The organism is Rhodococcus sp. HM1 (genome assembly GCF_023218075.1).
Lineage (GTDB): Bacteria > Actinomycetota > Actinomycetes > Mycobacteriales > Mycobacteriaceae > Rhodococcus.
Genome location: NZ_JALPTB010000010.1, coordinates 66,142 through 81,444 on the forward strand (window position 1 = coordinate 66,142; position 15,303 = coordinate 81,444).

At 69.6% G+C, this 15,303-nt stretch carries 8 protein-coding genes; all 8 read right to left on the reverse strand.

The window, feature by feature from the left end; translation table 11 throughout:
* Position 1 precedes the first annotated feature (1 nt).
* Positions 2-4,975 carry a polyketide synthase Pks13 gene (gene pks13 / locus M1M07_RS08085; protein ID WP_248673851.1) on the reverse strand — a complete coding sequence of 1,658 codons (4,974 nt, stop codon included), beginning with the start codon at positions 4,973-4,975 and terminating at the stop codon, positions 2-4.
* A gap of 50 nt (positions 4,976-5,025) precedes the next feature.
* Positions 5,026-6,915, reverse strand: a complete 1,890-nt coding sequence (gene fadD32, locus M1M07_RS08090; protein ID WP_197251577.1) for a long-chain-fatty-acid--AMP ligase FadD32 — start codon at positions 6,913-6,915, stop codon at positions 5,026-5,028.
* Positions 6,916-7,103: 188 nt separating this feature from the next.
* Positions 7,104-8,105, reverse strand: coding sequence for an LLM class F420-dependent oxidoreductase (locus tag M1M07_RS08095; protein WP_197251576.1), 1,002 nt, complete (start codon positions 8,103-8,105; stop codon positions 7,104-7,106).
* Positions 8,106-8,252: 147 nt separating this feature from the next.
* On the reverse strand, positions 8,253-9,212 hold the full coding sequence (locus M1M07_RS08100) for a cutinase family protein (protein WP_197251609.1): 960 nt from the start codon (positions 9,210-9,212) through the stop codon (positions 8,253-8,255).
* A gap of 18 nt (positions 9,213-9,230) precedes the next feature.
* Complete coding sequence (locus tag M1M07_RS08105; RefSeq protein WP_197251575.1) at positions 9,231-9,800, reverse strand: DUF732 domain-containing protein; 570 nt, start codon at positions 9,798-9,800, stop codon at positions 9,231-9,233.
* 191 nt (positions 9,801-9,991) lie between these two features.
* Positions 9,992-11,854: an alpha/beta hydrolase-fold protein gene (locus M1M07_RS08110; protein WP_197252617.1), complete on the reverse strand. Its 1,863-nt coding sequence runs from the start codon at positions 11,852-11,854 to the stop codon at positions 9,992-9,994.
* A gap of 250 nt (positions 11,855-12,104) precedes the next feature.
* The gene (locus M1M07_RS08115) at positions 12,105-13,115 is read right to left on the reverse strand and encodes an alpha/beta hydrolase family protein (protein ID WP_197252613.1); all 1,011 of its coding nucleotides are present in this window, start codon (positions 13,113-13,115) and stop codon (positions 12,105-12,107) included.
* 282 nt (positions 13,116-13,397) lie between these two features.
* Positions 13,398-15,245: a flagellar motor control protein ZomB gene (gene zomB / locus M1M07_RS08120; protein ID WP_308200785.1), complete on the reverse strand. Its 1,848-nt coding sequence runs from the start codon at positions 15,243-15,245 to the stop codon at positions 13,398-13,400.
* Positions 15,246-15,303 lie beyond the last annotated feature (58 nt).

A 15,303-nucleotide genomic window follows, 5' to 3' on the forward strand; every position in this document is an offset into this window, starting at 1 on the left:
TTCAGCTCCTCGTAGCCGCGATCTCGGCCAGCTTCCGGGTCAGGTCGGCCCCCACCTTCGCGATGTACGGCTCGTCCACGATCTGCAGGTGGTCACCACCGACGTGGATCACCTCCAGGTTGCGGACTACCTCGCCCCACCCCCCGTCGGGCTGCCGGGTTCCGAACGCCGGCTCGAGGTCTATCGCGTCATCGTGATACTTGTCGGCCATGTACAGCACCACGTTCCCGTCGTAGGGCTCGAGCCTCGCGGTCTGGATGGCACGGTTGTCGAGCCAGGACGTGCGCTGGTGTTCGATGATCCCGCCCGGGATCTTCGCGCCGCTGAGCTTGAGCAGGTCCATGAGGATGCGGACCTGGCCCTCGTCGTCGGCCTGGGCGAGCTGCTCGTACGGCAGCGGCGCATCGACCCCGTAGGTCTTCTTCGCGAACTTCGCGTACCGCTGCCAGCGCTTGGTGATCTCCTCCGGCGTGTCCTCGACCTTCTCGCCCGCCATGACGGTGTCGATGAGGCCGACGTACCGCACGTCCTTGCCCTCGGCGCGGAGCATCCGCGCGACCGCGTAGGCGAGCACGCCACCGAGGGACCAGCCGTACAGCACGTACGGGCCGTCGCCCTGGATCTCCTTGATCAACGGCAGGTACTCGGCGGCACGCTGCTCGATCGGGCCTTCGGTCCGCTCGAACCCGTACATCGGGGTGTCGGCGGGCAGACGCTTGAGGAGCGGCTCGTAGGCCACGGTGGACCCGCCCGCGGGGTGGAACACGAACACCGGCACGGCGTCGGAACCCTCGGGACGGGGCCGCAGCGTACGGACCAGGCCGTCGATGCGGTCGGCGGATTCGAGGTGCTGCCGCACGGTCTCGGCGAGCTGCTCGATGGTCTCGGCGTCGAGCACGTCGTCGACGGTGATCTCGCCGTTGGACCGCTCGGTCAGGCGCGCGGCGAGCCGCTCGGCGGTCTCGTCGTCGAGGATCGGCAGCGTGTCGAAGATGCCCTTGGCCGATTCGCCGGTGATCACCGCCCAGGACGCGAACGTCAGACGCTCGGCGGCGTCGCGCGGCGGCACGTGCTGACCGGACGCCTCCGCGACGGCCTGCTGATCGGTGATGTCGGTCCGGGCCGCCTCAGCCGGTGACGCTTCGGCCTTCGCAGCCTCGGCTTCGGCCTCGGCGAGGATCGCTTCGGCCTCGGCGATGACGGTGGTGTCCTCGACCGGCGGCACCGTGACCGTATTCGCGGCGTCCTCGGCTTCCTCCGCGGCCCTTTCGGCGGCCTTCTCGGCGGCCTGCTGCGCGGCGAGCGCGGCGACCTCCTCGCGGTTCTCGACCGCGTACCGCAGGTACTTGGCGACGTCGCGCAGGCTCGCGTCCTTGACGGCGGACAGCTGCAGCTGAGGAATGTCGAACTCGTACTCGACGCGGTTCTTGATGCGGACCGCCATCAGCGAGTCCAGGCCCAGGTCGATGAGCGGGATCTCGACCGGCAGATCCTCCGGGGCGTAGCCCATCGACTCGGCGACGATCAGCGCGAGCCGGTCCTCGAGGCTCTCCGAACCTTCCGGATCCCACCTGTCGCCGAAGGATTCGGCGACCTCGGGCAGTTCCTCGACGGTGTCGGCCGCACGTTCGACGGGCGCGACGACCGGTTCCGGCAGCACCTCGCCGGAGGACACGACGGCCTCGTGGACGAGCGTGAACCCGGAGGCATCCTTCGCGTGGACCTGCAGGGAGGCGCCACCGGGATGCGGGGTGAGGGTCGTGGTGAGCGTGCCGGAGGCCGGGACCGGCGCGTGCGGGACGCTCGCGACGAGCGTGACGTCGGCATACACCTGCGCGGCTGCGGCGGTCGCGAGGGTCGCGGGATCGGTGACGGCCGAAGCCTGCACCTCCCACGCGAAGCGACCGTCGGGCAGGGCGACGCGGGCGCCGGGGACCCGGCTGTTGCCGCCGGAACCGATGCGCGTCTTCAGCCAGAACTCCTTGCGCAGGAACGCGGTCCGCGGCAGGTCCGCGTACTCGCCGTCCGGCAGCAGGCTGCGCAGATCCACCGCGTGCCCGTACGTGTAGAGCTGCGCGAGCGCGGTGAGCACGCCGAGCGACTCGTCTTCCTTGCGCTTGAGCGTCTGGATGAACTTGCCGTCCTGCACGCCCGCGTCGAACGCGGTGGCGGCGACGGACATGAGGGTCGCGGGGTTGGCGTTGAGCTCGAGGAACGTGGTGTATCCGTCGGCCAGCGCCTGCCGCACGGCCTGCGTGAAGTACACGCTGTGCCGCAGGCCCTTGGTCCAGTACTCGACCGGGTGAATGCCCTCGTGGCCCGCGCGGTACAGGGTCTCCTGATCGACGGACGAGTACACGTCCACCTTCAGGCGGTGCGGTTCGATGCCGGCGAGTTCGGCGGCGAGCTCACCGAGCAGCGGATCGACCTGCGAGGTGTGGCTCGCGCCCTTGGTCTGCAGGACGCGCGCGAACTTCTCCTCGGACTCGGCCCGCGCGACGATCGCGTTGACCTCGTCCTGCGGTCCGCCGATGACGGTGTGCGTGGGCGCCGCGTAGACGCAGACCTCGAGATGCGGGAAGTCCGTGAGCACGGCGGAGATCTCGTCGGCGCTGTATTCGACGAGCGCCATGAGACGGATGTCGTCGCCCTCGAGGCCGGCCTCGGCCTCGCCCATCAGCCGCGAGCGCGCGCAGATGACGCGCACGGCGTCCTCGAGCGACAGGCCGCCGGAGATGTACGCGCCGGCCGCCTCACCCATCGAGTGCCCGATGATCGCGGCGGGCTCGGCGCCGTGGTGGCGCAGCAACGCGGCCAGGCCGATCTGGATGGTGAAGATGCCGACCTGGGCGGTCTCGACGTCGTAGTCCTGCGCGTCGTCGAGGAACTTCTCCTTCATGGAGTAGCCCGACTCGTCGTAGATCAGTTCGTCGACCTCGTCGACCGCGGCGGCGAACACGGGGTTCTCGAGGTAGAGCTGCTTGGCCATCTTGCGGTGCTGGGCACCGAAGCCCGACAGCACCCAGACGGGGCCCTTGGTGTCGGGGGTGTCCGAGCTGAAGACGCCCTGGGCGGGCTTGCCGGCCGCGACCGCGCGCAGTCCGGCGATGGCCTCGGCGCGGTCGTTCGCGATGACGACGGCACGCGAGCGGCCGTGGTTGCGGCGCGAGAGGGTGCGTGCGACGTCGGCGAGCGGCGTGGTGCTGCCGACCTCGGTCTCGAGCCAGTCCGCGAGGTCCGCGGCGGCCCGGCGGCGACGCGACGGCAGCGCCGCGGACACCGGGAGCAGCACGGGCAGTTCGCGGGCCGGCGCCTCGGCGGCGGGAGTCTCGGCGGCGGGGGTCTCGACCTCTTCCGGCAGGACCTCGACCTCGGCCTCGGACTCCTCGAGTCCGGCGTGCCCGGTGTATTCGCGCACCACGACGTGCGCGTTGGTGCCGCCGAACCCGAAGCCGGAGACACCCGCGACGGCGGCGCCGGTGTAGCGCGGCCAGTCGGCGCCCTCCGCGACCACCTTCAGGCGGGCCTGCTCGAACGGGATGTACGGGTTGGGGGCGGTGTAGTTCAGGGACGCGGGCAGGTGGTTCTCCTGCATCGCGAGGACGACCTTGATCAGGCCCGCGGCACCGGCGGCGGCCTCGAGGTGCCCGAAGTTGGTCTTGGCCGAGCCCAGCAGGACCGGCTTGTCGGCGTCGCGGCCGCGGCCGACGACCTTGCCGAGCGCCTCGGCCTCGATCGGGTCGCCGAGCACCGTGCCGGTGCCGTGCGCCTCGATGTAGTCGACCCCGGACGGCAGGATCTGCGCGTCGCGGTAGGCGCGGCGCAGCACGTCGACCTGCGCCTCCGGGTTGGGGGCGACCAGCCCGTTGGAACGTCCGTCCTGGTTGACGGCCGTCCCGGCGATGACGGCGAGGATGTTGTCGCCGTCGCGTTCGGCGTCCTCGAGCCGCTTGAGGACGACGAGCCCGCCGCCCTCGGACCGCACGATGCCGTTGGCGTCGGCGGAGAAGGCCTTGATCTTGCCGTCGGCGGTGAGCATGCCGGTCTCGTCGAAGCCGAGGGTGCCCGCGGGCGCGAGCAGCATGTTCACGCCGCCGGCGAGGGCCACGTCGGCTTCGCCGCCGCGCAGGGCACGCACGGCCTGGTGCACCGCGACGAGCGACGACGAGCACGCGGTGTCGATGGTGACCGACGGGCCGCGGAAGTCGAAGAAGTACGACACCCGGTTCGCGACGATCGCGGTGGACGTGCCGGTGATCGCGTACGGGTCGGCCGCGGACGGGTCGGCGACCGCGAGCAGCTGGTAGTCGTTGGCCGAGCTGCCGATGAACACGCCGACGGAGCCGCCCTTGAGCTCGTTCGCCGGGATGTGGGCGTGCTCGAGCGCTTCCCACGCGAGTTCGAGCGCGAGCCGCTGCTGCGGGTCGACCATCTCGACCTCGCGGGGAGACATCGCGAAGAACTCGGCGTCGAAGCCCTTGACGTCGTCGAGGTAACCGCCGCGCGTGTTGGCGTTCGCGATGGCCTCGGCGACGACCGGGTCGCCCTCGAATTCGGACCAGCGGCCCTCGGGCAGGTCGGTGATGCCGCTGCGGCCTTCGGCGAGCAGCTCCCACATCTGCGCGGGGGTGTCCACGTGCCCGGGCAGCCGGGCGGACATGCCGACGATCGCGATGTCCTTGGCGCCGGTGACGCCGCCGACCGCGTAGAACGCGTCGTCGGCGGCGGCGGGCATCTCGGGTTCGCCCTCGATGATGCGGGTGGCCAGCGACGCGATGGTCGGGTGCTGGTACGCGATCGTCGCGGTGAGCGTGACGCCGAGCAGGTCTTCGATCTCGCCGCTGAGGGCCACGGCGTCTCTCGACGAGAGGCCGAACTCCTCCATCGGACGATCGTCGGAGATCTGTGACGCCGGTTGCCCGGTCGCGTCGGCGATCCAGTTCCGCAGCCACTCGCGCAGCTGCGCGACGGTCATTTCAGTGTCAGCCATCAACCCACCACGCTACCCGGGAAAGAGAACAATTGTTACACGCTATCGGGGAATGCTTGCTGCTGATACCCCCCGCGCAGCGTTCCCTCGATGTAGGCGGCCTTGCAGGCCCGGCGCGCGATCTTGCCGCTGGACGTGCGCGGGATGGACCCGGCCGGAACCAGCAGGATGTCGCGTGCCGTCACACCGTGGCGGCTCGAGATCGCCGCGCGGACCGCGTCGGCGATCGGCTGCGGATCGGCCTTGCCGGCGCCCGGGCCGCGCTCGGCGACGATGACCAGCTGTTCGGAAGCGTCGTCGGCGTCGAACTTCAGGCCGGAGGCCTCGTTCTCGAACACGTCGACGGGAAGCTGGTTGGCCGGGACCGCGAAGGCCGCGATGAAGCCGGGGCGCAGCGACGAGCTGGCCTCCTGCGCAGAGAACTCGAGGTCCTGCGGGTAGTGGTTGCGGCCGTCGACGATCACCAGGTCCTTGACGCGACCGGTGATGTACAGCTCGCCGTCGATGTAGACGCCGTAGTCGCCGGTGCGCAGCCAGTTGGCGTCCGGCGCGGTGCCCTCGGCGTGGCTGTTCTCCTCGAGACGGGACGTGATCCGGTTGTGGAAGGTCTCGTCGGTCTCGTCCTTGCGACCCCAGTAGCCGATGCCGATGTTGTCGCCGTGCAGCCAGATCTCGCCGACGTGCTCGTCGGGGACCTCGGCGCCGGTCTCGGCGTCGACGATCGCGGCCCACTGGCTGCGGGCGACGTAGCCGCAGGACACCTGGGCGATCGCGCCCGGTGCTTCGCGGTCCACCTTCACGATGCGGCCCGCGTTCAGCTCGCTGCGGTCGACGTAGATGACCTTCGCTTCGTCGGTGCTCTTGGTGGAGGACACGAACAGGGTCGCCTCCGCCATGCCGTAGGACGGCTTGATGGCCGTCTTCGGCAGGCCGTACGGGGCGAACGCCTCGTTGAACTTGCGCATCGACGACGTGGTGACCGGCTCGCTGCCGTTGATCAGCCCGATCACGTTGGACAGATCGAGGGTCTCCCCCGGCTTCGGCAGGCCGCGCGCGGCGGCGTGCTCGAACGCGAAGTTCGGGGCCGCGGCGAACGTGCCGGCACCGTCGGAGACGGCGGCGAGTTCGCGGATCCAGCGGCCGGGCCGCGCCACGAACGCGCGCGGGCTCATGATGGTGATGTACTTGCCGCCGATCGCGGGCAGGATCACCGTGAGCAGACCCATGTCGTGGAACAGCGGAAGCCAGGTCACGCCGCGGGAGGACTCGTTGAGCTCGATCGAGTCGGCCATCTGCACGACGTTGGTGAGCACGGACCGGTGGGTGATCTCCACGCCGGCCGGAACCCGGGTCGAACCCGAGGTGTACTGCAGGTAGGCGATGTCGTCGGTCCCGATCTCCGGGCGCGTCCAGGTGTCGGCGACCGAATCGGGGATGGCGTCGACCGCGATGACCCGGGGGCGCTGCGCGGCCGGCAGCGGACGGAAGAACTGGCGGACGCCCGCAGCGGACGACGTCGTCGTCAGGATCGCGCTGGGCGTGCAGTCGCCGAGCACGGCGTGCAGGCGGTCGGTGTGGCCCGGCTCGTCCGGGTCGAACAGGGGCACCGCGATGGCGCCGGCGTAGATGGCCGCGAAGAACGACACGACGTAGTCCAGGCCCTGGGGCGCCAGGATCGCGACACGATCGCCCGGCTTGGTGACCTGCTGGAGACGGGACGCGATCGCTCGCATCCGCACACCGAACTGACGCCAGGTCAGCTCGTGCACCTCTCCGTCGCGCTCGCGGGAGTAATCGATGTAGCGGTAGGCGAGATCGTCGCCGTTACCGTTCGTGTGCTGTTCGAGGTGATCGAGCAGCGTGTTGCCCTCGGGCAGAACGATATGACCGTTCTCATCGATGAACTCTTCGAAACCGACGCTCAATTCCTTCTCCCTGTCGAAGCGATCCCACAACCACCCGACATGGTTGCGCCCCGTTCATTACTTCGCGATTCGTTGGCCCGCGTAACACGGACCGTCGCACATTCGCTGCCGAGTGGCCTGCGAACGTGCAACCCGTCGGACCAGTTCATCGGTCCGAGATCACGAATATGTTACAGATCCTCACTACGTCATTCCCCCGCGAGCAGGGGAATCACCGGCGCGAACGCCTCCATCTGAGTCGGGAAGACGCCCACGTACGACATGCCGGTCTTGGCGCGCACCGCACGGATCCGATCGGCGATCTCCTCGTGCGAACCGATTGCCAGATACGGGGATTCGAGGATGTCGTCGACCGTCAGGCGGGTGTCGACCTCGATGTTCGGAGGGAACCCCTGATCGAGCGCACCCAGCGCCATCTCCGCGGCCTGCTGCTTGTCGTCGGTGACGAGGATCATGGTGATGGTCCAGTTCAACTCGATGTCGGCGAAACGATCACCGGCGGCCTTCCGGATCGTCTCCACCCGCTCGATCGTGCTTGCCATCGTGATGCCGGACAGCAACAACTTGCCGTCGCTGTTGGTCGGGGGCGCCACCGAGATGATGTCGGCGTACCGGGCGGCCAGGGCGAGCATGCGCGGACCACCCCCGCCGACCGCGATCGGTGGCCGCGGGCCCTGACGTGGCCGCGGGCTGCCCTTGAGGCCGTCGATGCGGTAGTGCTTGCCCTCGAAGGTGCATTCCCGGCCGCGCAGCAGCACGTCGAGGATCTGCAGCGTCTCCTCGAGCTTCTCGATCCGCACACCGGGACGGTCGTAGGCGATGCCCGCCTTGTCGAATTCGTCCTTCATCCAACCGGCCCCGAGCCCGAGTTCGAGGCGGCCGCCGGAGAGCACGTCGATGGTGGCGGCGTCCTTGGCGAGGATCGCGGGGTGGCGGAATCCGTTCGCGAGCATCGCGGTGCCGATCCGGATGCGGTCGGTCGCCACGGCGAGGGCGCCGAGCGCGGCGATCGGTCCGACCTGGTTGCCCAGGTGATCCGGGATCATGAAGCTGTCGTAGCCGAGCTCCTCGGCCCGCTGCGCGAGCTCGACGAAACGCCTGGCCCCGCCTTCCTCGGCGTTGCCCTCCCCACCCGCGGCGAAGCGGAACTTCCGCGGCTGAAGTGCTGCGGAGCCGTCGGTCGCACTCATCGAACCTTCTCTCCAGTGTGCTGTGTCCGTGCGCCACGGCCCGGACACTCCGGACGCAGCCCGATTGTCGAGTCTAAGTGCCGACGGTGGAGAGATTGTAACGGGTCGTGACCCCCGACACTACCGCCCGGTAACCAGACCCTCGGATCACTCTTCCGGAGGCGTCGGCGCCGCGTTGATCTTGTCCGCGGCCCAGCTCGCGACCCACTGCGTCGCCGTGGTGCCGGCGTCGTCGACGACGAACGTGTTGTACATCGCATGCACCGGGTTGTTGTAGTACTCGAGCAGCCGCGGCGCACTCGCGAGCAGATTGCCGGGATTGAGCGCGTCCGGCGGGGCGTCGCAGATGCCGTCGCTGGGCGCGCAGATCTGCACGGTCCGGTCGGCGAGTTCACCGAACCCACCCGGCCGGGGACCGGTCAGGGTGATACCCGGCAGCCGGAGCCCGGCCAGCGCCAGCTCGGCGCCCACCCCGGACACCGGGGGGCCGATCGTCGGGGCCGCGTCGGGGTCGCGCCGGCCGTCGGCGATGAGCGCGACACCGAGCACGCGATCCGCGGGCACCGGCCCGTTCCCGGCCCCGATCTTCGCCGCGACGTCACCGGTGATCACCGCGCCCTGGGAGAAGCCCGTGAGGATGTACGACGTGAGCGGGCACTCGGCGAAGCGGCGCGTCAGGATGTCCTCCATCGCCGCGGTACCCGCGGTGCGGCTGTTGTTGTACGACTGTTGACCGTCCGGCGGCAGCGCGATCGGATTGGAGAACTGCGCGACGTACGGCACGGTGTAGACGTCCGCGCGCTGCGGATCGAACTGCTGCTGCAACGGCCGGGTCACGTTCAACATCAACGACAGCGGATTGGCGGTCGGGTTGTACGGATCGTCGCCGACCGCGGACTCCCACGTGCCGGGTACCGACACCACCTGGACGTCGGGGCACTCCGCGGGTTGCGACTGCGGCTGCTCCGGCGTCGGCGGGATCGGCGGGACCGGCGTGGGCAGCCGCCCGGCGAAGATGTACCACAGCGCCAGCACGACGACCAGGACGAGAAGCGCAACGATCACGACGAGGACGCGTCCGCGCCGCCTCGTCTTCGTCCTGGCCATCATGCTGTGGATCCTCCCCTAGCTGCAGTAGGTCGACTTGGCGGTCGCGATGTAGACGTTCGCGGTCTCGGCGGCCTGCTCCTCGGTGATCTCGATCCCCGAGGCGACGGCGTCGCTGCCGACCAGGGCCGTGACGATCGTCTTGATCTCGTCCTCGCTGCCGCCCTGGGCGATCGCACCGCAGATGTAGTTGGCGGTGTTGATCGCGCTGCTGCCGTCGCCGGACGGCTCGACACCCTCCGCGCGCAGCGCGTCCAGGAACGCCGCGTCCCGCGAATCGGTGGGGACCTCGGTCGGGCCGGGGAAGCCCGGCGCGGTCTGGGGTTCGGCCGGCGGCGCGGTCGCGGCCTCGCCGGGGCTCGTCACGGGTGCTTCGACGGCGGGAGATTCCGCTGCGGTGCCCTCGGCGCCCGTCGTCGCCGTCGCGGATGCCGACGTGGTCGCGGCCGTCGCGGACGTCGTCGCCGACGGGGTGCTCGTCGCGGTGGAATCGTCGCTTCCGCAGGCGCCCAGCACAGCGGCGGCGGTCAGTGCGGCAACGCAGGCGCCGACCACGCGGGTCGAACGCGAACGGGTCCGTGCAGGCATGTGGTGGTGTCCTCGCATCCGGTTTCGTGAGCAAACGGTCTGACGGGCGAACAGGGTCGTGGGGCCGGACGGGCCGGCCCCGCCCCAGGCTACAGAGAGCTTCGGGCGGCGACCGAAGCCGTCGCTCCGATCACCGCCCGACGATAGGTGCCCCCGACCGCGCGGTCGAGACCGGTCCTGGAGGGTCGTGGCTAGGGGCTCACCGCGGTGACGTCACCGACCCGGGTGACGAACCCGCCCTGGAAGTTCTGTCGGACCCCGCCCTCGATCGGGAACTCGTCGCTGATCGGGAAGCCCAGTCGGCCGTTCTCGTAGCCGGCGTCCCTCCAGGCGTCGAAGATCGGGCCGTTGCGCACCGGCCAGGCACCGCTCAGCGGGCTCCAGTAGATGTTGCCGCCCTCGAACGCGTTGAAGCGGCCACCGTCCTTGACGGGGATCTCGCTGGTCTTCGGGAAGCCGAGCCAGCTGTTCTCGTACCCCATCTCGGCGTACTTGCCCATGATCAGGCCCTGCACGGCGTGGGCGCCGGTGGGTTCGCTCCAGTACAGCGAGCCGATCTCGAAGCCCTGGACCAGACCCGGCTTGTTCGGCGTCACGATCTCGTCGAATACGGGGTAGCCGAGCGGGCCGCCCTCCCAGCCCTGTCGCGCCCATTCGTCGAGGAGCACACCGCGGATCGCGTGGGCGCCGGTCTGCGGCGTCCAGTAGATCGAACCGTGCTGGAAGTGGTTGAACCGGCCGCGCCCGTCGGGGGTGCCGTTCTCCCCGGTCTTCGGGAAGCCGAGCGGGCCCGCCGGACCGCCACTGCCCTGGTAGGCGCCGCCGATGGCACCGGCGACCGGGAAGGTGCCCGCGTCGGATGCGAAGACCCGGCCGAACCGGAAGTCCTGGACCCGGCCGCCGGCCACCGGGTACTCGGCGGTGAGGCAGTCGCCGAGCCACGGGTTGGCCGCGACGGTGTCGCCGATCGACCCGGCCGCCGAGCACGACGGCTTGTCCACCGGCACCCCGAGCGTGTTCGCGAGCTGCGGCCACAGCTGGTGCAGCTCGAACTCCCAGTACGGCCACGAGTGGGTGCCGGACGGGCGGTACACGACCTGCGCGGGGATTCCGAGCTTGTTGAGCTTGGTGGCGAACGCCTGCGAGGTCAGCCGTGACAGGATCTCGAGGCCCATGCCCGCGTAGTTGGTGCTGACGCCGGGCACGCCCGAGGGCTGGTCGTACGGCCCGGTGCTGCCGCTGCCGCTGGAGACGTACAGGCTCACGCCGCGCAGCTTGTCGGCGAGCAGATACGGATCGTGCGATTCCCAGTTCTCACTACCGGCCGGACCCCACATGGCATCGACGTCGAAGCCGCCCGCGTCCTGCATGGCGTACTTGATGGCCTCGGGCATACCGAGGGTCGTGGTGGTGAGGATGCCCGACAGCGACGCCGCGAACTGGAAGAAGCCGGGATTGCGGGCGGGCAGGAACATCGCGGCGGTACCGCCCATGGACAGGCCGACCACACCGCGGGTGCTCGTGGCCCGCCAGTCGCGTTCGAGGACCTGCGGCAGTTCCTTGGTCAGGAACGTCTCCCACTTGTAGTTCTGCCCGTTGTTCTGGTCGACCCAGTCCGCGTAGAAGCTGGACTGGCCACCGATGGGCAGCACGGCGGTGACGTTCTTGTCCGCGAAGAACGCCTCGGCGTCCGTCTCGAGGGTCCAGCCGTTCTCGTCGTCGCGGGCGCGCATCCCGTCGAGCATGTACACGACGGGGAAGCGCGCGTCGGGCCGGATGTTCCAGTCCCGGGCCAGCAGCAACTGGACCTGGATCGGGGTGCCCATCGACGGAGATTCGATCCACACGGCGACGCGGCGATCGGTGAGCCAGTCGACGCGCCGGACGTTCACACCCGACGCCGGGGCCTGCGTGGTGGCGGGCTCGGTCCGGGCGGGTTCCGCGGATGCGACCGCGGCGGTGGTCAGTCCCGCCGCCATCGGCGCAACCAGCGTCGCGGCGAGTGCGGCCAGGATGCGTCGCTTCACTCGGGGACCACCGATCACTGTTCGCATGTGCATCGCTCACTTCCTGCGTTGCCGGGGCCGGTTCGCGGGAGCCTGTCCAACCCCTTCGTGTACGAAGGTCGCTTCCACTGCGTCCGAAGATCGTTTGTACACGGGAAAGTCCCAGGATCGGTGACGGCGCGCTGTGACTGGTGAGAAAATTGTTCACAACGACGCATGCCGCCCGGATCACCCCCTGCGGGGCGATCGGGCGGCATGGTGTCGGCAGTGTGCGCCGATTACGTGCGCGTTCGAAGCGTCAGTGCGCGTTCAGGGCGTCCAGGATCTGCGGGCGGGCCTTCCACAGCTCGTCCTCCCAGTACTTCCACGCGTGGGTACCGCGGGCCGGGAAGTCGAACGTGGCCGGGATGCCGAGCGTGGCCAGCTTCACCTGGAAGGCGCGGGTCTGGACGAGGGACAGCGCCTCGAGGCCCATCGCGTTGCCGGTGTTGTAGAAGCCGGTCAGGCCCTTCGGGTTGTCGTGCTGGCCGGGCAGGCCGCTGGCCGCCGAGATGTACAGCGACAGGCCCTCGAGCTTCGGCGCGAAGACGAACGGGTCGTTGCGCAGCCAGGCCGGGCTCCACGGCGGGCCCCACATCGAGTCCACGTTGTAGCGACCGGCGTCGAGCATCGCGACGCGGATGGCCTCACGCATGCCCGGAGCGGACAGGTTCAGGTAGCCCGACAGCGACGACGCGAACTTGAACTGGTCGCGGTGGTACGCGGCCAGCGTCAGAGCAGCGGAGCCACCCATCGACAGGCCGAGGATGCCGTTGTTGTTCGGCGAGACACCGCGCGTGGCGAGGTACTCGGGCAGCTGCTCGGTCAGGAAGGTCTCCCACTTGTAGGTGACGTCCTGCCCGTTGAGGTTGCTCGGGGCGTACCAGTCGGTGTAGAAGCTCGACTCACCGCCGACCGGCATGATGAGCGAGACATTGTCGTTGGCGAACTGCTGCAGCGCGTTCGTCTCGAACGTCCACGCGTTCGCGTCGTCCCGGGCACGCAGGCCGTCGAGCAGGTACAGCGCGGCGTCGCCACCACGGGCGGCCCACTGGATCTGCACCTTGATCGGGCCCATGTCGGAGTCGACGAAGACCTCCTCGAAACCGCCGGCCGGCGCGCTGTGCGCGATCGGGGCGGACTGCGCGGGGGCGGCCAGTGCTGCGGTGGTTCCGGCGACACCGGCCGCGACCGGCAGCACGAGCGCAGCAGCGGCGGTACCGACCACACGCTTGCGGAGGCGCTGCGACAACCTCGGGACTAAACGCATGAACAATGCTCACTTTCTCGATCTGCGGCGTACGCCTACGCGTTCCCCGTCGGATTTCGGCGGTGGCGGTCCGCGGAGCGGCGCCACAAGTCACACTGCGGTCAAGACTGTAAATGACTACGGAAGCTGTGACAAACCCTCCGCTCCCCTGCTCACACAACGAAAGTCGCCCGCGAGCTCCGGTCCCCCAACCCCTCGACCGTTATATACTCGTAATTTGGCGTGATCCTATCGAGATCGGACTCGGAACCCAAGCGAACGATCTAGAAGTGACCCGTCGTTTCACCCGCGCGGCGGGGGAAGCTCCAGGCCACACCGCTGGATCTCGTACTTCGGGACGCGGTCGAAGCGATACTTCGCGTACTCGAACGCATGGCTCAGATTCCGCTTGAACAGCGGCCACGTCAGCTCCGCCCGCGACGAATCGAGCACCTCCCGGGTCTGCGGGCACGTGAGCGCCACCCCGGCCTGCGCCACCCAATCCTCGTCGAGGTAGCCGGGCAGCCACGGGTGCACGTTCACCATCCCGGCATCCGCGATCACCCAGTCCGGATACAGCACCTTGTCGTGCCCGATCCGGCCGTCCTCGAGCCGTTCGGTGTGCGCGGCCAGCGGGTAGGCCAGCCCCATCTGATCGATCACCCGCACGTCCAGCGGCGTGTTCATGCTGGTCATCCCCAGATTGAGGAAGAACACCGTGTGCCCGGCGCCGCCCGGCGGGATCGGCTCCGGCGGCGGAACCACATCCCATGCGTCGAACGACGGCGTCGGCAGCAGCACCCCACCGTTCGGCGTGTTCTCGATCGCCTCCACCATCGCCCGCATCCGCGGGTAGTCGAGGTAGTCCTCGGCCCGGATCGGATGCGCGTGACCGGTGTTCATGGCGTAGAACGCGCGCTCGTCGACGATTCCGGACCGACCGACCACCGCTCCCTCGGTCATGCCCGTGGTCCCGGCGGCGAACGCCGACCACACGACCGTGCCGAGCCACAGCACCCCGACCGCACCGGCGATCGTCGTCGCCCGGCGCGGCTCGCCGCTCTCGGGCAGACGCAACGGCACGACCGCGACGGGGATCAGAAGACAGAACAACGGCGGCAGCAGCACCCGCCCGTGCATGAAGTCGCCGCCGACGCGCAACGAGTACAGCGCGAGCAGCACGCCGCTGCCCAGCACGAACACGACCACCGCGGTCGGGGTGCGCAGCGCCCGCTGTCCCCGCGCGAGCAGGGTGCGCGCGTCGCCGGATGCCAGGCCGCGCACGCGCTCGCCGAGGGTCGCGTCGTCCCGGCGGCTCGTCGAGAACATCACCACCACGACGATCAGCAGCAGGAGCAGCGGGAACCACAGCAGATAGGGGTTCACGAGATTGCCCAGGTATTCGAAACCCTGCGCCCACTTGGCGCCGCCCGCGTCCTTCGAGACGGCGGTGTTCGGGTAGGGCAGGCCGTAGTAGCCCATGCGCCAGATCTGGTAGCCGACCGGCACCGCACCCGCGACCGCGACCATCGCGGCACGCACGCGCCACGTCTGGTCGGCGGCGAGGAACAGCATCGCCAGCGCGATGACGGCCAGGACCGCGAGTTCGGGCCGCACCAGCGGTCCGAGTCCGGCGACGAACGCCGTCCCGAGCACCCCGGCGGTCCCCGGCGTCTCGGTCGTGGACCAGCGCACCATGAGCAGCCACAGCAGCGCGATCCAGAAGATCACCAGGCAGCTCTCGAGCCCGGACGTCGCGAAGTCGCGTGCGGGCGGAACCGCGATGTAGACGAGCATGCCCGCGGGAAGCAGCAGCAGCGTGCCTCTCGCCTCGCGCAGCCGCCAGCGGTAGAGCCGGGCCGTGCCGAACATCGCGACGACCACCGCCGCGGTCGACAGGACCAGCGCCAGCCCGAGCACCACGTACTCGAGGCGCGCCCCGGTGAACCACCCGAACACGTAGACCAGGTACGTCCACAACGTGGACGTGTTGGCCTCCACGCGCTCCCCGATGTTGAACACCGGGCCGTTGCCGGCCAGCAGGTTCCGCACCGTACGGAGCACGATCAGGCCGTCGTCGGCGATCCAGCGGCGCTCCCACGCGCCCCAGAACATGAGCAGGCCGGTGACCACGACACCCGCCGCGAAGATCCCGCGGGCCCAGCCGGGAGTACCGGGAACGCGGTGGCCCGGTCCGCCCTGCCGCGCC

Excerpts from the sequence above, each read along its gene's own strand:
- M1M07_RS08105 (WP_197251575.1), bottom strand. The coding sequence starts at position 9,800 with ATGCCTGCACGGACCCGTTCGCGTTCGACCCGCGTGGTCGGCGCCTGC.
- M1M07_RS08110 (WP_197252617.1), bottom strand. The coding sequence starts at position 11,854 with ATGCGAACAGTGATCGGTGGTCCCCGAGTGAAGCGACGCATCCTGGCC.
- M1M07_RS08100 (WP_197251609.1), bottom strand. The coding sequence starts at position 9,212 with ATGGCCAGGACGAAGACGAGGCGGCGCGGACGCGTCCTCGTCGTGATC.
- pks13 (WP_248673851.1), bottom strand. The coding sequence starts at position 4,975 with ATGACCGTCGCGCAGCTGCGCGAGTGGCTGCGGAACTGGATCGCCGAC.
- M1M07_RS08095 (WP_197251576.1), bottom strand. The coding sequence starts at position 8,105 with ATGAGTGCGACCGACGGCTCCGCAGCACTTCAGCCGCGGAAGTTCCGC.
- M1M07_RS08115 (WP_197252613.1), bottom strand. The coding sequence starts at position 13,115 with ATGCGTTTAGTCCCGAGGTTGTCGCAGCGCCTCCGCAAGCGTGTGGTC.